Origin of the sequence: Halomonas sp. KG2 (assembly GCA_030440445.1) — a bacterium.
GTDB lineage: Bacteria > Pseudomonadota > Gammaproteobacteria > Pseudomonadales > Halomonadaceae > Vreelandella.
On the sequence record CP098528.1, the window covers coordinates 2,115,709 to 2,133,132 of the forward strand.

12 protein-coding genes and 1 pseudogene are annotated in these 17,424 nt (G+C 48.2%); 5 read left to right on the forward strand and 8 right to left on the reverse strand.

Annotated elements, in window-relative coordinates; all coding sequences use genetic code 11:
- Positions 1 to 244: 244 nt before the first annotated feature.
- The gene (locus tag NDQ72_09835; protein WKD30218.1) at positions 245 to 952 is read right to left on the reverse strand and encodes a hypothetical protein; all 708 of its coding nucleotides are present in this window, start codon (positions 950 to 952) and stop codon (positions 245 to 247) included.
- Positions 927 to 2,057: an ATP-binding protein gene (locus tag NDQ72_09840; GenBank protein WKD30219.1), complete on the reverse strand. Its 1,131-nt coding sequence runs from the start codon at positions 2,055 to 2,057 to the stop codon at positions 927 to 929. Before NDQ72_09840 ends, NDQ72_09835 begins: the two co-directional genes overlap by 26 nt.
- A 218-nt stretch (positions 2,058 to 2,275) precedes the next feature.
- Between NDQ72_09840 and NDQ72_09845 the strand changes: the two are divergent.
- A pseudogene (locus tag NDQ72_09845) lies at positions 2,276 to 3,689 on the forward strand (IS1182 family transposase).
- A 262-nt stretch (positions 3,690 to 3,951) separates the two neighbouring features.
- On the opposite strand, the gene NDQ72_09850 reads toward NDQ72_09845, so the two are convergent.
- Positions 3,952 to 4,164, reverse strand: a complete 213-nt coding sequence (locus NDQ72_09850; protein ID WKD30220.1) for a hypothetical protein — start codon at positions 4,162 to 4,164, stop codon at positions 3,952 to 3,954.
- A 67-nt stretch (positions 4,165 to 4,231) separates the two neighbouring features.
- Complete coding sequence (locus NDQ72_09855; protein WKD30221.1) at positions 4,232 to 4,522, reverse strand: MbcA/ParS/Xre antitoxin family protein; 291 nt, start codon at positions 4,520 to 4,522, stop codon at positions 4,232 to 4,234.
- A 212-nt stretch (positions 4,523 to 4,734) separates the two neighbouring features.
- Here NDQ72_09855 and NDQ72_09860 point away from each other — a divergent pair, with 212 nt between their 5' ends.
- Both NDQ72_09860 and NDQ72_09865 read left to right on the forward strand, forming a co-directional pair.
- Positions 4,735 to 5,298, forward strand: a complete 564-nt coding sequence (locus tag NDQ72_09860; protein WKD30222.1) for a recombinase family protein — start codon at positions 4,735 to 4,737, stop codon at positions 5,296 to 5,298.
- Between the two features lie 53 nt (positions 5,299 to 5,351).
- Positions 5,352 to 10,340 carry a DEAD/DEAH box helicase family protein gene (locus NDQ72_09865; GenBank protein WKD30223.1) on the forward strand — a complete coding sequence of 1,663 codons (4,989 nt, stop codon included), beginning with the start codon at positions 5,352 to 5,354 and terminating at the stop codon, positions 10,338 to 10,340.
- A gap of 102 nt (positions 10,341 to 10,442) precedes the next feature.
- On the opposite strand, the gene NDQ72_09870 is transcribed toward NDQ72_09865, so the two are convergent.
- From NDQ72_09870 to NDQ72_09885, 4 genes are read right to left on the reverse strand one after another with little or no spacing between them, the layout of a single operon-like run.
- Positions 10,443 to 10,853, reverse strand: coding sequence for a hypothetical protein (locus tag NDQ72_09870; protein ID WKD30224.1), 411 nt, complete (start codon positions 10,851 to 10,853; stop codon positions 10,443 to 10,445).
- Positions 10,846 to 12,915, reverse strand: coding sequence for a hypothetical protein (locus tag NDQ72_09875; GenBank protein ID WKD30225.1), 2,070 nt, complete (start codon positions 12,913 to 12,915; stop codon positions 10,846 to 10,848). The genes NDQ72_09870 and NDQ72_09875 overlap by 8 nt, the downstream gene beginning before the upstream one ends.
- Complete coding sequence (locus NDQ72_09880; GenBank protein WKD30226.1) at positions 12,915 to 14,546, reverse strand: site-specific integrase; 1,632 nt, start codon at positions 14,544 to 14,546, stop codon at positions 12,915 to 12,917. The genes NDQ72_09875 and NDQ72_09880 overlap by 1 nt, the downstream gene beginning before the upstream one ends.
- Positions 14,539 to 15,654: a site-specific integrase gene (locus tag NDQ72_09885; protein ID WKD30227.1), complete on the reverse strand. Its 1,116-nt coding sequence runs from the start codon at positions 15,652 to 15,654 to the stop codon at positions 14,539 to 14,541. Before NDQ72_09885 ends, NDQ72_09880 begins: the two co-directional genes overlap by 8 nt.
- 205 nt (positions 15,655 to 15,859) lie before the next feature.
- On the opposite strand from NDQ72_09885, the gene dnaQ reads away from it, so the two are divergent.
- Together dnaQ and nudC are read left to right on the forward strand one after the other, a co-directional pair.
- Positions 15,860 to 16,633 carry a DNA polymerase III subunit epsilon gene (dnaQ, locus tag NDQ72_09890; GenBank protein WKD30228.1) on the forward strand — a complete coding sequence of 258 codons (774 nt, stop codon included), beginning with the start codon at positions 15,860 to 15,862 and terminating at the stop codon, positions 16,631 to 16,633.
- Entirely contained in the window at positions 16,626 to 17,405 is a 780-nt protein-coding gene (gene nudC, locus NDQ72_09895) for an NAD(+) diphosphatase (protein WKD30229.1), read from the forward strand. Before dnaQ ends, nudC begins: the two co-directional genes overlap by 8 nt.
- Positions 17,406 to 17,424: the final 19 nt, after the last annotated feature.

Below are 17,424 nucleotides of genomic sequence, written 5' to 3' on the forward strand. Positions count from 1 at the left end.
TCAGAATTCATCCAATACCTGATTCAAAAAACAAAAAAGCGCAAACCACGAGGGATAACGCTTCCAGTTTCAACCAGCGTTAGCCAGTGGAGATCAGTTCCCGGTGGAGAATGGTGGCAGCACCAAGGCGAATTGGATGAATCGCGATGCTTGTGATGTAATTAGGTATAGACCCCAATTGCACGTTGTTTGATTAAATATATCGCTTTAGCCAGCTATTTTAGATGATATTTAAAAGTAGAAGTTATATTTTAAAAATTTCGAACATTGCTCTATCGAGTCTTGCTTTTATTTCATTAGCCAATTTTAACCGACGAGGGCTAATAAATTCCTGAGTAGGTTTGATAACTAACCTGTACATTCTGTTTTGAAGCTTTTGTATATCAAGAGCTGATTTGTGAATTCGATCATCTATATTGGGTAGCGAATCCAATTTCAATTCATTTATCATATTGTAAGCTTCTTGCTGTTTTGGAGCTCCTAGAATAGCTGAGTATATTGGGCCTGGCGCAATTTCAATATTTGAATCGTAGCTGTCAAAATAAGGGTGTGGCCAACGAAAATCACCAGCTGAAGGTAGTAAATGCTTGGCATTTTGCATGTTTTTGTCGCCAAGCTCTTTTGTGGACTTCTCCATATTGCAGGGTTGGCATGCAATTACTAGATTGAGGGGGTGAAATGCCCATTTTCTATAATAAGGTTTTGACTTATCTAAGAAATGCTCTATGGCCTCACCGATATTTCTTCTCTCAATGGAGATTGGCCGCCGGCAGTAGTAGCAAGTCTGTTTCTGTGAGTCTCTAATTGAATGACGAATTTTATCCCTGAGGGGTTTCAAAGCTTTGTCGCTCCATTCAATCTCCTTGTCTAAATATTTTTTTATTAAATGTTCATATATTTTGTATCTAATGATTTTTGCATGATTTCTAGGCAATGGGTCTGGGCAAGTCATGATGGTTCTTCACGTGAAGTAGTGTATGTAAAATATCGTGCAAGGGATCGCCTGGTTCTGGCTCGAGTTTTAGAGAAAGTAATTGTTCTATTGAGCTATGAAGCTCATTGGAGATTAAGTCGCCCTTTGCAATATGATTTAAGCACTTTTGGGTTAATTGAACAACTAGTATCGATCTAGACGAAAATATTTTGAATTGGTCCTTCAGCATAGTGTCACTTGTCTTACCATACAATTCTGAAGGCTGCCATTTCTGTCCTGAGGGGAAGTTACAAGTAACAGCGTCCTCGTTTTTTACGCTGCCTGCGATCAAAGGTGAATGAGTGGCAACTAATACTGTTGTTATTAAGTCTCGTAGAGCTAGAGTCTTACGCATATCTTTAAGGATAGTTTTTTGCCACTCGGGATGGAGCGAATTTTCTGGTTCATCAAAAAAAACTAATGATCTGGCTTTAACGCAGTAAAGTGCCCCAAAGAGGGCTATCATATACGCCCGTTCACCTGAGCTTAGGTCAGATAAAGAAAATATTTCTCCTTTTCTCTTGATGGAAATTGTCTGAAGTGAAAGGCTTTTTTCATCAAGAGATTCCTTTATTTTAAGAACTTCAAAGTTGGATTCATTAGAAAATAAGTCTATCGTTATTTCATTAGGAATAAAGTCAGAAATGTTAGATTTTTTATTTTTCCCATATCTTAAGTGAAGCTTTATTTCTGAAGATATTCCGAGTCGCTCAAGACAAAATCTAAGTGCAGTAGGCTGAGTTAAATGTAACGATTGCGCATTTAAAATTTCGTTGACGATAACCCGGAACGGTGCAATGTCTGATATCATGTTATTGGCTACTTTATAGCCTAGGTAACAGATAGCTTCTTCGTTTCTTGTTGACCTCCAAACATCACGCGGGTATTTGTCATTATGTGTTCCAGATAGACAAATAATTTGTCGAAAAGATTTTTCACCTAGGTCGATATTATTAATGGCAGTAGTAGTGGCCAAGCTGAAGAAACGAGATTTTCCTGTTCCATTGTTGCCGGTCAGGATATTTACTTTTCCAACATGAATGCTGGACATCAGGTTTCGAAAACGTGAATCTTCAGTTTCCATAATATGCAAAATCCTTATTTTGGGTTTCATTCTTCAATGCGATGTATATTTTTTCATTGTAACCCTATGTTGGTAGAGGATGAAGCTTATGGAGCGGTCTGCATCTGAAGTTCAACTTCTGGCTCGCCATTTGCCTCCGTATGTCAGTTCCTGGCCGAGGCTGTGTGAAAACGTAGCTGTCGCTATACTCTACCCATAAAAGATCGTGGGATGTACCGATGAAATGTTTCGTCGCAGGTAAATCCCGGTCCCAAGCTACGTTGTTTCCGGAGCTCCTGGATGATTTCGTTACAGAAGACAACCCGGTTCGGGCTATTGAGGCTTTCGTGCACGCCCTCGACCTCAAGCAGCTGGGTTCCAAAGGTGTTGATCCCTATCTGCGGGTAGGCCCGCCTATCACCCCGCTGTACTTCTAAAAATGGTTACCTCAACCGCTTGCAATCCAGCCACCGTCTAGAATGTGAGGCGCAGCGTAATGTTGAACTCATATTGCTAACGGAGCGCCTCGCACCGGACTTCAAAACGATTGCCGATTTTCGCAAGCACAATGGCAAGTCGATCCAAGCCACCTGGCGAGACTTTGTCTTGATATGTCGCCGTCTGGGGCTCTTTTCACAATCAGTGATGACCATTGATGGCAGCAAGTTTAAGGTGGTCAACAATCGAGACCGTAACTTTACCTTGGCCAGGATGAAACGACGCGCAGAGGAAATTGATAAGAGTATTGAGCGTTACTTACGCCAACTCGATGCCATGGATCAAGGCCCCGCTGTTGTCACAGAAGCGCAGGCGTAAGGCTTGAAGGAAAAGCTCGCCTCCCTGACAGAAGAAGTTCAGCAACTGCTATCCATTGAAATTCAAAGAATTGAGTCCCCTGACCAGCAAGTCTCTTTGACAGACCCTGACGCTCGCTCCATGACTGCGCGAGGAACGGGAATCGTAGGCTACAACGTGCAGACGGCTGTCGATAGCCAGCATCATTTGATTGTCGCCCATGAGGTCACCAATGTCGGCAGTGACCGGCGTCAGCTTTTCAGGATGGCAAAGAAAGTACGCGATGCTAGCGGCATCGATGATCTTCACGTTGTGGCTGATCGTGGTTACTTCACAGGAGAGGAGATTCTTGCGTGTCACGAGGCCGGTATCACGACATATCTTCCCAAGCCTAAAACCTCGCCGAACCAGGCCAAAGGTATGTTTCCCAGAGAAGCGTTCCAATACGTGAAGGAGCGTAACGAATATCGCTGTCCTGCTGGGGAGCGCCTGATTTGGCGCTTCAAGAACGTCGAAAAAGGCCAGACCCTACATTGCTATTGGAGTTCGGCCTGTCCGAGTTGCTTAATGAAGCCGCAGTGCACCACGGGTATCTATAAGCGCATTAGGCGCTGGGAGCACGAAGAGGTACTGTAGGCGGTAACACTGGATCAGGCGCCGGATATAATGCGCACCCGTCGTCAAACGGGCGAGCATCCCTTTGGCACGTTGAAAGCGTGGATGGGGGCGACACACTTTTTAACCAAAGGGCTTAAGAACGTCGGAACGGAAATGAGCCTTCATGTGCTTGCCTACAACATGGAACGCGTCATGAATATCCTCGGTTCCAAGGGGGTTAACCAGGCGATGCGATCATAGGGCCTTGATGCTCGCCTAGCTCTGCCATACCTGTAGTAGCCAATAGCGCTTGTTAGTAAGTTCTACCTAGGCTTTATCTCGACTAACTCATATATTGGCAGAATGAATGAAGGCGCTCTGAACTGCCTTTCTGGCCCGTTAGTGGTGCCAAGATGGCTTAGCACTGTAATCGCCAACTGATTTTGGGTTTTCACACAGCCTCGGCCGTAATCTGACTAAAATAGCTACCATTCTCTTTTTTACACCATCCTCCGCTTGAAGGTTATCCGGTTGCTCCAGCTTCTAACGACTGCAGATAGAGCATAAGTTCGGCTGCTCGATCGGAAGCCACCAAATATTCGGCTGTCTTGTAAGCGAACACGTCTATAGGCTCTTCATGAAACCAAATCTGAGCCAGCAAGGCAGAGCCGCAGAGTCGTACAGCAGTCTCTAGTACTTCAATCGTATTTTTCTCTTTGAGCCGGGTATCTACCATAGGATCACTTTTTTGGCTTTGACGAGAGGTTGCGTCTGCCTTCAGCACTTACGATCAAAAGAGTCCGTTATGCAGGGCCGCCCCACTCCAAAGCAAGTAACACTCGCTGAACCTGTTTCGAACCAGACTCAGCTTCGCAAAGCGCTATAGGAATTTGACCGTTCAACGCTTGGTTTGGTCGAGCAAGCCAGGCAATAGCAGTGTCTTTGTCTTCCCACACATCTAAAGCTAACATGCTGATATATGCGACTCTGCTTAGTCGCTCTAGCTTTTGATCTAGCTCGACTGTTTGCTGGTTTTTACCTGCTGTGCATGCTTGATTAGGCATGACTTCAAGACTTTTCTGTTTAGGCTGCATAGATTCCTCTTCGGTCAACATCACCAACTACATGACAACAAGTTTTTATTCCCTTTCAGATGTATAGAATAGAATTTAGTCGAGCACAGCATAGAGAACAAACGACCGTTTGTTGAACGTTGCCAAAGCACCCGCCAAAAATTCTCAATTTGCTTGTTTTACTGCAAAGAAACTCGTACAACTATCTATGAACAGATTAGGTACCTTTTCTTATGATCATAGGTTACGCACGGGTCAGCACCCAGGATCAGCATCCTGAGCTTCAGCTTGATGCGCTGACGAATGCTGGGTGCGAGCAGATCTTCCAAGAAAAAATGACCGGGACGCTCAGGGAGCGACCTGAATTGTCGCTATGCCTGCGTACACTCAGGAAGGGCGACACTCTGGTGGTCTGGCGGCTGGATCGACTTGCCCGCTCACTAAAGGATCTCGTCGAAATTATCGAAGAGCTTCATGAGCGTGAGATTGGCTTTCGGTCGCTGACGGAATCCATCGACACCACCAATGCCAGCGGGAAGCTGATCTTCCATATTTTTGGCGCGCTGGCCGAGTTCGAGCACAGCTTGATTACCGAACGCACAAAGGCAGGGCTTACCGCAGCGCGCGCGCGCGGTCGTAAAGGTGGCCGTCCACCGGCCATGTCGGCGTCGGATATCAAGAAAGCTGCGGCCATGCTGGTCGACCCTATAATCACGAAAGCCGATGTGGCCAAGCATTTTAAAGTGAGCCGAACGACCCTGAATGCCTCTCTCAAGCGCCAAGGATATTCGCTTTAACTTTTGCGTTTAATAACGACAGACAACTTATTGAAATTGTAATAGGACAGAACATGACTGCTCTTCAAGGAATTTTGGCTCAGTTCAGGGAAATGACCCTGAGCGAGCGCGATAAGGGAACCAGCTTCGAGAACCTGATGGTTCAATACTTCAAAACGGAGCCCTTCTACAAAGAGCAGTATGCGGATGTGCTGTCCTACTTTGACTGGGTTAATCGATACGGTGCTGATCTTGGGATCAGCACGAAGAAAGACACCGGTATTGATTTAGTGGCGATCACCTCTAATGGTGAGTTTCATGCCATCCAGTGTAAAAACTATTCGCCGGACCATACGATTAGCAAAAGTGATATAGACAGCTTCTTTACGGCGTCCGGAAAAACGTATTTCAGTCACCGAATCATTGTTGCTACGACGGATAAGTGGACGGATAACGCTCAGGACTCTCTGGAGAGCCAGCATCCACCCGTTTCTCGGATCGATCTGCACAATCTGGAAAACAGTGTCATCGACTGGTCGCAGTACCATGAAAATACCAAACCTGTTCTGAAAGCGCAGAAGCAGCTACGTGAACACCAGATTACCGCCCTTAATAGCACGATCAAGGGGTTGAATGCCGCCGATCGTGGCAAGCTGATTATGGCCTGTGGTACGGGCAAAACGTTCACTTCGTTAAAGATCGCTGAAGCACTCGCTGGTAAGGGTAAACGGGTACTGTTCCTTGTCCCCAGCCTTTCTCTGTTGGGCCAGTCACTGACCGAATGGACACAGGAGTCCGCGGTTCCCTTGAAAAGCTTTGCGGTCTGTTCAGACAGTGATGTTGGAAAGCGCCAAGGTAAGAATGATGATCGCGTGATTGCTGGTATCAGTGATCTGCAATATCCAGCTACCACCAACGCGGCATCTCTGCAAAAGCACATTGGTCTTCATCACAGCGATGAGGCGATGACGGTGGTGTTCTCTACCTATCACTCCATTGGGGTGTTAAATGAAGCTCAGACGACGGGTACGAAGCCGATACTCGCCTTTGATCTGATCATCTGCGATGAGGCACACCGTACAACAGGTGCCACCTTTGAGGGTGAAGAGGAATCTGCATTCGTCCGTATCCATGACAACCGTTATATCGAGGGCACCAAGCGCCTCTATATGACGGCTACACCAAGAATTTACGGTGATGATGCCAAGCAAACGGAGAAAGTCACCCTTTGCTCGATGGATGACAAGTCGCTGTATGGTGAAGAATTGTATGTCATCTCCTTCTCGGAAGCGGTCTCAAGAAAGCTGCTAGTGGACTACAAAGTGATCGTGTTGGCGGTGGAAGAAGCGCACGTTAACCGACGTTTACAAAGCCTGCTGAAAGACGCCGACAACTCGCTGAAAGTGGATGACGCGGCCAAGATCGTGGGGTGCTGGAAGGCATTGTCCAAGCAGGGACTGGTGGAGACGATGGGACAGGAACCCAACCCGATGAAGCGGGCGGTGGCGTTCTGCCAAGTCATTGATAAAGAGTATAAAGGTAAGAACCACAAAGTTAGCTCTAAGCTGATCTCGGAGATGTTTGGCGCCGTAGTGGCTCAGTACCAGGAAGCAGAAATCGAGTCACTGCGAGAAAAAGACCCTGATGCTTTGCTAGATAAGGCATTGACCATGGCCTGTGAAGCAGAGCACGTTGATGGCGGTATGAATGCCAGTGAGAAGGAAGCCAAACTGGAGTGGCTGAAAGCCACCACCGAGGACAACACCTGCCGTATTTTGTCTAACGTGCGCTGCTTGTCTGAAGGCGTTGATGTGCCAGCACTCGATGCGGTGTTGTTCCTGACCCCGCGCTCTTCTCAGGTGGATGTCGTGCAGTCTGTGGGGCGTGTTATGCGTCTAGCCCCAGGGAAAGAGTTAGGGTATGTCATCCTGCCGGTGGTCATCCCTGCCGGTGTTGAGCCGGAAGAAGCGCTGAACAGCAACGAGACCTATAAGGTGGTATGGCAGGTGCTAAACGCACTGCGGTCTCACGATGACCGTTTTGATGCCATGATCAATAAGCTGGAATTTAACGGCAGTATGCACTCCAAGATGGAAGTGGTGGCCGTTGCGGATAAGGTGGCACCCAAAGCGACTCGAAAATCCAAAAAAGAGCGCACGGCCGGTAAAGCCCGTGATGGTCGCTCGATTGGTTCTAGAGATCCTAAGCCGTCACCTGAACAGGCCGAGATGGTCTATGAGATCGGTGATATAGAGCGTGCTTTATACGCCAAGATCGTCAAAAAGTGCGGCAACCGGCACCATTGGGAAGACTGGGCCAATGACATCGCAAAGATAGCCAACACCCATATCGACCGCATCCAGGCGATTCTGGAAGATGACAGCAATACTGAAGAAATAGAGGCGTTCAACGCATTCGCCCATGAGCTGCGTGACGATCTGAACAACAGCATCCCTGATGCTGAAATTATTGAAATGCTCGCTCAGCATCTGATTACCAAGCCGGTGTTTGACGCTCTGTTTGAAGAATATAGCTTCGCCAAACACAACCCTATGTCTCAGGCGATGCAGCAGGTGCTAGATAAACTGCAAGAGCACAGCCTAGATAAAGAGCGCAGCACACTGGAGTCGTTCTACGCGTCGGTGAAAATGCGAGCTGAAGGCATTAACAGTGCTGAAGGTAAACAGCGAATCATCGTGGAGCTGTACGACAAGTTCTTTGCCAATGCCTTCCCGCGCATGACGGATCGACTGGGGATCGTCTACACCCCGATTGAGGTGGTGGATTTCATTCTTCATTCGGTTGAAAACATTCTGAAAACCGAGTTCAACAGCAGCATGGCGGATGAGAACGTCCATATCTTGGATCCGTTCACTGGTACCGGCACCTTTATTACGCGGCTGTTGCAAAGCGGCATCATTCCGGCGGACCGACTACCCCATAAATACAAGCACGAGATCCACGCCAATGAGTTGGTTCTGCTGGCTTACTACATTGCAGCGATCAATATTGAAGCTACTTACCACGGTATCCTGACGGGCAATGTCAGTGGCGATAAGGATGACCTGATTTTTGAGCCAGAGTATGAGCCGTTCACTGGCATCTGCCTGACCGACACTTTCCAAATGGGCGAGAAGGCCGATATGGTCGATGAGCTGCTGGAAGAAAACAGCGCTCGCCGCAAACGGCAGCAAGCCTTGGATATCCGTGTAATTGTAGGCAACCCGCCGTATTCAGCAGGCCAAACTAGTGAAAACGATAATAATAAAAACATCAATTACCCTTTGCTGGACGAGCGCATTCGCACCACCTACGTAAAACGGTCCGGTGCTGTACTTTCAAAAGGATTGTACGATAGCTACATCCGTGCAATTAGGTGGTCTTCAGATCGAATTAAGGACCGAGGAGTCATCGGCTTTGTTACCAACGGCGGCTTCATCGAGGCGAATACGGCAGATGGTTTGCGCCGTTGTCTGTCAGAAGAGTTTAGCAACCTGTACGTGTTTCATTTGCGGGGTAATCAGCGCACGTCGGGCGAGCGTTCACGCAAGGAAGGCGGGAAAATCTTTGGTTCAGGTAGCCGCGCTCCGATTGCGATCTCTATCCTGGTTAAGAACCCGCAGGCCAAAGAGCACGGCAAGATTTATTTCCATGATATTGGTAATTACCTGACCCGTGAGCAGAAGCTGGAGATCGTCTCTGAGTTCGGCAGCATTGGAGGCATCACTCAACAAGCAGGTTGGCAGACGGTAGAGCCCGATGAGTTTGGTGACTGGTTGAATCAGCGTGATCCCTTCTTTGATACCTACATGGTATTGGGGGAGAAAAAAGAAGACGATATGAAGGTCTTTGAAAATTTCTCTCAGGGAGTTTTAACTGCACGAGATTTTTGGGTCTACAATGCCAGCCGGGTCAAGCTAGAAGGCAACATGAGTCGCATGATTGACTTCTACAACGATGAAGTGGAGCGGTTCAACGCTGCTCATCCCGGTTTAGATAAAAAGAGTCGTGAAGTCGCTTTGAATGACTTTATCGATACTAATCCCGAGTGTATTAGCTGGACTCGATCTTTGAAACAGGAGCTTGCTAAGAATCGCACGTTTAACTACCAGCATGAATGTACAATAACCTCGTTGTACCGTCCATTCTCTAAACGCTGGATGTATTTCAATCGTACCTTGAATGAAATGGTTTACCAGATGCCGAGAATCTTTCCCGAGGCTGGGACTGAGAATTTGGTGATTCATGTCTCTGGTGTTGGTGCTCGCTCATTTTCTGCATTTGTTACAAATTGCGTGCCATGCTTTGATAATATTGAGAAAGGGCAGGCCTTTCCATTATATTTGTATGAGTCAAAGCAAAATCAGCGGGATGATTTGCTGTCGCAGGGCAATGAAATCGGCTATGAACAAAGAGATGCCATCACAGATGATGCACTTGAGCACTTCCAGTCCGCTTACCCTAATGCCACCATCATCAAGGAAGATATTTTCTATTATATCTATGGCCTGCTGCACAACGAAGACTTCCGGGAACGCTACGCCGACAACTTGAGTAAGCAGTTACCACGCATTCCACGCCTGAAACAGTATGAAGATTTTGCAGCCTTCGCTCAGGCCGGTCGTGATCTGGCTGTGCTGCATTTAGATTACGAAACCCTTGACTTGAACACCCAAGCTACGCTTTCAGGCTCACTGGGGTTACGTGTGACGGAGCAAGGGGTCAAAGGTGGCCAGGATGTCGACTTCACCGTGACCAAGATGAAGTTTGCTAAAAGAGGTGACAAATCCAAGGTTATCTACAACGGCAAAATCACCATCGAGAACATTCCTGAAGACGCTTATGACTATGTGGTTAACGGTAAGCCGGCTTTGGAATGGGTGATGGAGCGTCAGGCAGTCACTACTGATAAGAAGTCCGGCATCGTCAATGATGCCAACGACTGGGCTATCGAAACTATGGGCAATGCTCGCTACCCACTTGAGCTGTTCCTGCGGGTAATTACGGTCAGCCTCAGGACTCAGGCGATCGTCAGGAACCTGCCGAAGTTGGATATCTTGTAATCAACAGCAGGGCCAAGGATGGCCTAGCTTGAACACTTCATAGGGCGAGTATTGTATTTAGCGCTAAGTGGCGTGTTGCAGATAGCCGGTATCACTTCTTGCCTAGTCTCGCCGGGCCTTGGGAAGAGGCTCCATTAGCCTCTGTTGAGAAAGACCAGCAATGCTAGCGTTATATATGAATCGCTGGGCGACTTCAGCCATATTTCCTAGTTCAGCTCTGAGCGCATCGTTCTCTTGCTGTAGCCGAGCAATCTTGTCCATCGCATCAAGCATGCTTTTAGGCCTTAGGATACCTTCGACCTTAGCGATTGCATCTCTCCGCTGTTTCTTTTTTATCTGGTAAGCGTTTTTTAACACTAGTTTGCCGGAGAGCGCCTGGCGGGTCGGCACATAGCCCAGGATGCTTTTTGAGACGATGCAGATATTATTCCAGTTAAACTCCTCTTTTTCCGGCCAATCACGAATCATTTTCGCCATTTTGTTGAGCTGTAAGGTAGTGATCGTCTTAGACATTATCTGAGTTCCTTAGTAAATCTAGGCAGGCAAGTAGCTCATTGCCGTATTCGATGCCCAGCTCCTTCCTGTCAAGCAGCTTGACTCCAAACGTTGTAGCCTTGTCATCGACAACCGTTTTTTCATGGCTAAAGTTCGAGCTGTCAGCTAGCTCGATAGGGCTGCCCTCGGGGATGCGCTTGTCATTTAGGATGTTTAGAAGCTGATTCAGGCGCTCAATCTGAGGCTCGGCTACTTGCATCCAGCGCGAGGCAGCACGTTCGCCGTTGTCTACAGCCGCCTTGGCTGCATTGAACGTTCGAACCAAATGCTCACGGTCTTTGGCTACAGTCCCAGCTGCAAGTTTGTCACCTTTGCATATCAGCAGCTCTGAACAGTTGAGGCAGTCAGCAAAGCGGTTGCATGGCCCAGTACGCCAGGATCGCCGGCACAGACCATAGCGGCTTCTATGGAATGGACCTTGGCTAAGAATCTCAGCTTCTTCATGGGTGATCGGTGTCTTATGTGTCTGCTCTTGCTGCATTCCAAACAATGTAGCGCCTTTGCTCGCCGCTTCCTGAGGGTCATCGTTTAGGTAGGTGAGAGATTGATGAGAAGAGGCGCGGCTGCTCCAAGTGGTTATTGTATCGATAGAAACCCCGCTGCGCCGTGCAAGGCGGCTGAGTAGGTGGCGTAGGCTATGTGACTTCAACTTGATTGCTTTAAAACCATGACGGGTGAAAAAGCAAATTTTTTTATTGCGCCCGTTGGAGGATGCTTCTAGACGTCTTGTGAAATAGTCTCTGCTGAAGGAGGCTAACAGGACGGGACTTGTGCTAGAACGAACCCCTAATTGAAATCGGCGAAAGCATATTAATGACTCCGACATTTTTAGCGGCTTATTGCTCCTGCTGTCGACAGGTTCCTGATAGGGAAAGTAAGGGTTTAGCTGTCGATGCTCTGCAAGTACGAATTGCCAGAGGAAATCAAGCGTGATGCCTGTAAAGGCGTAACTGTTGGTGTGCCTATAGATAAAATTCTGACAAGACCTATAGTTCAAAAATCCCAGGGCGGCTACTGCCTGATCTTTCGTCAAAAGTTGGTCATCAGGAACGTCAGGGCAGTTCTTATGGCGATAGAATTTAGTTGGATTACTTTCCATGTGGCGGGCCAGTTGGCGTCCATCTTCCGTGATTCGTATTAGCCTATCTATTGCTACCACTGTGTGGGGTGCCATTGTGGAGGGTATAGCCTTCGGAACAAATTCCTTGATTTTTGGCGTCCAATAGTTGAAGTGGTGCTGTATATGGTTATTCTTGTCGGCCTCCTGACGAAGGCAGTCTATCCGCAGTCTCAGAATTTCACCGATCCGCATTGGCGCGCTCAGCAAGAGGCAAGTAATACTGGTGATAATAATATCAACATCTTCAAGCTTTTGTGTGTGGCCGCGCCCGAAGACCTCGGCGATTGCCAGCAAAGCGTTTTGATCGGGTAGCTTGGATAATCTTGTCTCGGCATCTGCATAGGTGCCATTGGCAAAATCGTATGAAGCCGTTCCAACGTACGGGTGCTTCCAATAGTGCGCGCTGCTTGTCACAATACAAAAGTCAGCGAGTGTTTTGAGAATGTTTAGCAATTCGCCAGCGATGAACTGCCTCCGCTTTTCCAGCCGTAGTTCATTCATTACACGATCGAAATGGCGTTGATCTATTTTGGTAATATCGGGAACAGCCATTTCCTGCCTAAGCACCATTTCCAAGATGCGCAGTCCAGACATCTCTCGATCTATATTCTTATGCGGATTGACAGTATGTCGGTAACGGAGATAAGCCTTAGCGAATTCAGCAAATACTGGATGCATTAGTTGGTGGGACTCGGGCGTCTTGCTCGGATGTAAGGCTCTATGCTCATGATTAGTGAACCGGATTCTCATACCTGTCACAGGCCACTTGTTGTTCTCCCAGCCGAAGTCAGGTTGGTCGGCCCAAAGAACTAGATGGTCCCGAGACAGCTCGATCAGATTTTGCAGGTTTTTCTGAGCTGTCAATTTCTTCAATGGTATGAATTGGATTAGCTGGGCCATTAAGCTATCCCCAGTTCTATCTTGCGGGCATTGCAGCGGTTGATGCAGGTCTGTACAGCGAGGATATCGGCGGATAGATCGATGGGCACAAGCAGATTTTTGGCCCCGCCGATGCGTAGTGCCTGGTCCTCATCTTCTTGCCTGTTTCTCAGCGCCTCAAGCACCTCCTGGTGTGGAGCTGTTATCAATGGCTCAAAATGGCGGCAGCGGTAGCACGGGATAGGTACAGATGTGGTGGTGCAAAAGCTCTGTTTGCCGCAGTTGCCGACATTTTTCAGTTCGCCGTCCTTGGCAAATTCGAGCCGGCTTGTCGGATCATTGTAGCGGCTAGCATGTTCCTGATTGTCTATCAGATTGCCAGCGAAGGCCATAGCCAGAGGTAGAAGTGCAGGCGCCATCGCCTCATCAAGTTTACGTGCATCTTCGGCAGGGTCATTGTAGTAAGCCTGTAGTGTGTTCTCACTGGTGTGTCCCAACCAATAGGAGAGTACGTGCAGAGGTACACCCTTGCGAGCCAGTTGGCGAGCGCGGGTGTGTCGGAAGCGAACTGCACTCACTACGATTGGCTTGCCTGTGCGATGACTAAGCGGTGGGTCGATATCTCGCCTCCCATTCGGCCGCCAGGCCAGGGTGCGTGAAACGCACGCTGGCTTCAGATGGAATAATTGGTGGTCGAGCTGAGCGCGCCAGTCGATCCGATAGTGGCCTGTCAGTTTGGTGACGGCTTGCTTTATACGAAGTGACGTTGTAAAGATTGGCAGCTTCTCAGTTTCGGAATCGGATAGGTGAATTCCAAGCTTAAGCTTGAAGAGGTCTTGAACCTCGTTGCGCTGAATTTCGAATAGATTCCAGAGATGTTCTGGCAGAGGATGATGCTCGGACTTACTATCGCGGAATCCATTTTTTGCTTCCAAATCCTTGACACCGGGAAAGCTCACCATTGGTCCGCTTAGCCCCGAAATATCATCAGGGGCTGCGACCCGAAAGTCCTTGATCTTTAGCTGAGACAACTGCACGGGACGACGTGCATACTGCAATGCTAGCAGTAACATGAAGGTGCGGCTTGTGGAAAAAGTACCGTCTTCGTAGTGGTGCCAAACACTGACGACCAGGGCCTCGTACTCATCATTACTCAGCCAACTTTTCTCAGGGTCGTCTGACAATACATTGCGTTTTGGGTTATGAGGACGCTTTGCTTTTGCAAGCAGTTGCAGTGCTTCATCGCTGATCGCCTGGGGGGTGCGAGCTTTCCAAAAGACAAAGAATTTCTTAATAGCTCCGAGACTGTTTATGAATGACGAGAATTCTAAGGCTTTAGCAACCCATGATATGTCGAAGGAGCTGGCAGGGTAACGTTTCAGAGATGTGTTAATTGAGCCAAATATGCCAATGATCCCGGCTGGTGAATAATCGCCCTTGTTGGCAACATGCAGCGCAGCATGCTTGAATGATGTTTTTAGGGTAGGATTAAATGCTGATAGTGCCACCGTCATATCTATATTCCTGTACCCGACATGGCAAAGTACATCCAGATTCCATATATAATCCAAAGGTGGTTGCTCAAGGCGCTTAGTTCGCTGAAGCTCGGTGTTGGTATTGGGATCTTCTGCTTGAGTTTGACTCTTAGTCATTTCTATTATCCCAGTTCATAGTGTCCGATGCGATGACCCTACCAAAGGTATTAGCATGCTCTTGGATATGTCGCTGGTTGTACAGTAAAGACATTTCAGAATTTGGCCTCCAGCCCATCAGCATTTCGCGAATTGTTCGTTCTGTTTCAAAATCCAATCCCTCATGGTCTGCTTTCTGCGAGAACCTGTAGTTCCAATCGTGACGCAATAGATGAGGATGCAATGGTTCTAGGGCGGGGAATGCCTCTTTCAGTTTTTCCAGGGCTGAGTTGAATCCGGTTTCGGTGACAGGATTTCCATGCGAACGGCCCAAACGGTGGTTCACAAATAAAAACTCACTTCCAGTGCTAGGGCGCCAGTTGCCGAGGTAGTCAATTAGCTGCTGCTCAGCCTCTACTGAAATATTCACGATGCGCCCAAGCGTCTTTGCGACAGGTTGCCGTACCCTTGAGTCGAATTTGTCGTGGTGGTTACGCTTGATCCGTAATTGCGAGCTAGCGCTCCCTATAGCCTCCATAAAGTCTTCGATCTTCAGGCTCAACAGCTCACCGCGACGCATACCTGTTTCGTAAAGGATTCGTAGCATGATGATATTTCTGATGCGCGGCCCTTTGTCGCCATTTTTCATCACGGCTTGGAGAGGGTGATTGAACAGTTCCAATAAGATTCTTGTCGTCTCACCCAATAGCCGCTTAGCTAAGATGCGCTGCTTGCTAGCTGACGAGGAGCCGCTCTTGCGTGCTACTGAGGACATTAATGCCTCATGTTGTCCATCAATAGAAGCTTTGATATCAGCATTTACCTCGGTGATAATTTCAACTGCAAGCCAACGCAAATATTTGGCTGCATATACGATATATGTGTTGGATTTTTGACGGCTGATGACATTTCCATTGCCACCTTTGCGGCTAACCGTGAGACGCCTTACCAAACAATCAATTTCAGATTGTGTGAGGAATTCACGGCGCTGAAAACGGGTTGCAAGAACGACTTCTTGATTTGCCTCCCACTCACACACCCTCTTAATTGACTCTAGATAAACTAGCTGTGTCCCATGTGTAGTAGAGGGGCGCACAGAGCGGGCGATATAAGCTGTTGGATAGTACAATGGAAACCCTTCTCCACCTGTATTGTACAGCTGCGAGAAACGCTCACCATCTGAGGATGTAAAGTGCTTTATTATGAATGACATGTTTACATATTATTCTAGTGTGATGGAAGCAATGTGACAGTTTACATTTTTTTGAGCGATATTTCTTTTCTTTTTATTGAAATTTCTTTAAAAAACAGTCTTTTACAGAGATTTATATTTTATGAGTTTACATCCATTGGGTTACCGTACTGTAATCTTGGATACGGAAACAACCGGCATCGACCCAAAAGATGGTCACCGATTAGTGGAAATTGGTGCCGTTGAAATGATTAACCGGCGGTTTACAGGGCGCTCCTATCATCAATATATCAATCCTGAACGGCATATTGATGCTGAAGTCGTGGCGGTTCACGGTATTGATGACGCCAAGGTGGCCAATGAACCGGTGTTTGCCGAAATAGCCGATGACTTCTGGGCATTTATAGCAGGCGCCGAGCTGGTGATTCATAACGCCCCCTTCGATGTAGGGTTTATTGGTCACGAGCTGACCATGTTAAACCAGCGGCGACGGTCCCCCGCGTTAGGTCCTGTTAGTGAGCATTGCCGCATTCTTGATACGTTGGTGATGGCTCGTCAGATGCACCCAGGCCAGCGTAATAGTCTCGATGCGTTATGCAAGCGTTACGACATTGATAACGGTCATCGCGTGTTGCACGGCGCATTGCTTGATGCCGAGATCCTAGCCGACGTCTATTTGGCGATGACCGGCGGGCAAACGGCGCTGACACTTGATTCAGAAGCATCGTCCGGTGAGCAGCAAAATAATCAAGCCAATGAAGGGCTGTCGGTACAGCGTTTAGCGTTGACGCCAGGGCAGTTGAGGGTCGTCCGGCCTAGTGAGGAAGAGCGCGCCGCTCACCAGGCTAAATGTCAGGCGCATCAATTACGTTGGTTTGATGGTGGTTGGTCTGAAGGTAGTAGTGCCGATGCTTAGACGAGAAATTCCCCATTATGCGCGAGAAGGTCGTGTTATCCGCGTGTCCCGAAGTCATCTAGCGCCAGCACCGTTGGCTGAAGGCGGTGAGTTGACGCCGTTACAGCCGACTCAACCGTGGGACGAGCGGATGCAGCCGCTGTGTTATTGGCACGATGAGCCGGTGGCGCTGTTAGTGGAAAGTAAGCCGGGTGAGGACTGGATAGATGGACGGCAGTGGCTAGGGGAGTTGACTGCTTCCTGGTTCAGCCTACTATCGACGGCGCTTCAGGTCGGTGCTTGGTTAGAGAACCATCGTTTTTGTGGGCGTTGCGGTGAGAAGGCAACCAAGTTGGAAGCTGAGTTTGCGATGCACTGTCATGCCTGTGGGCATCGTAACTATCCGCGCATTTCACCCTGCATTATCACGCTAGTCACCAGTGGGGAAGCGATGCTGTTAGCACGAAGCCCAAGATTCCCTCCCGGGCGTTACTCGACGCTTGCGGGCTTCATTGAGCCTGGAGAGTCTGCTGAAGAAGCGGTACATCGTGAGATATACGAAGAGGTGGGCGTACATGTGGAAAACCTTCGTTACCACCAAAGCCAAGCGTGGCCATTTCCGCATTCACTAATGTTTGGGTTCTTTGCAGAAGCGACGACGCGGCGCATTCATATCGATGGTGTGGAGATTAGTGATGCCGCTTGGTTTTCGCCAAGGCAGTTACCTTCATTGCCACCGCCGTACTCAATTTCACGTGAACTTATCGAAGCGCATCTCGCCCGCTGGCGTTAAGTGCTCGCGGGCGAGAACG

Coding starts and splice junctions, on each gene's coding strand:
- nudC (WKD30229.1), top strand. CDS start 16,626: ATGCTTAGACGAGAAATTCCCCATTATGCGCGAGAAGGTCGTGTTATC.
- NDQ72_09840 (WKD30219.1), bottom strand. CDS start 2,057: ATGGAAACTGAAGATTCACGTTTTCGAAACCTGATGTCCAGCATTCAT.
- NDQ72_09875 (WKD30225.1), bottom strand. CDS start 12,915: ATGGCCCAGCTAATCCAATTCATACCATTGAAGAAATTGACAGCTCAG.
- NDQ72_09855 (WKD30221.1), bottom strand. CDS start 4,522: ATGCAGCCTAAACAGAAAAGTCTTGAAGTCATGCCTAATCAAGCATGC.
- NDQ72_09870 (WKD30224.1), bottom strand. CDS start 10,853: ATGTCTAAGACGATCACTACCTTACAGCTCAACAAAATGGCGAAAATG.
- NDQ72_09865 (WKD30223.1), top strand. CDS start 5,352: ATGACTGCTCTTCAAGGAATTTTGGCTCAGTTCAGGGAAATGACCCTG.
- NDQ72_09860 (WKD30222.1), top strand. CDS start 4,735: ATGATCATAGGTTACGCACGGGTCAGCACCCAGGATCAGCATCCTGAG.
- NDQ72_09835 (WKD30218.1), bottom strand. CDS start 952: ATGACTTGCCCAGACCCATTGCCTAGAAATCATGCAAAAATCATTAGA.
- NDQ72_09880 (WKD30226.1), bottom strand. CDS start 14,546: ATGACTAAGAGTCAAACTCAAGCAGAAGATCCCAATACCAACACCGAG.
- dnaQ (WKD30228.1), top strand. CDS start 15,860: ATGAGTTTACATCCATTGGGTTACCGTACTGTAATCTTGGATACGGAA.
- NDQ72_09850 (WKD30220.1), bottom strand. CDS start 4,164: ATGGTAGATACCCGGCTCAAAGAGAAAAATACGATTGAAGTACTAGAG.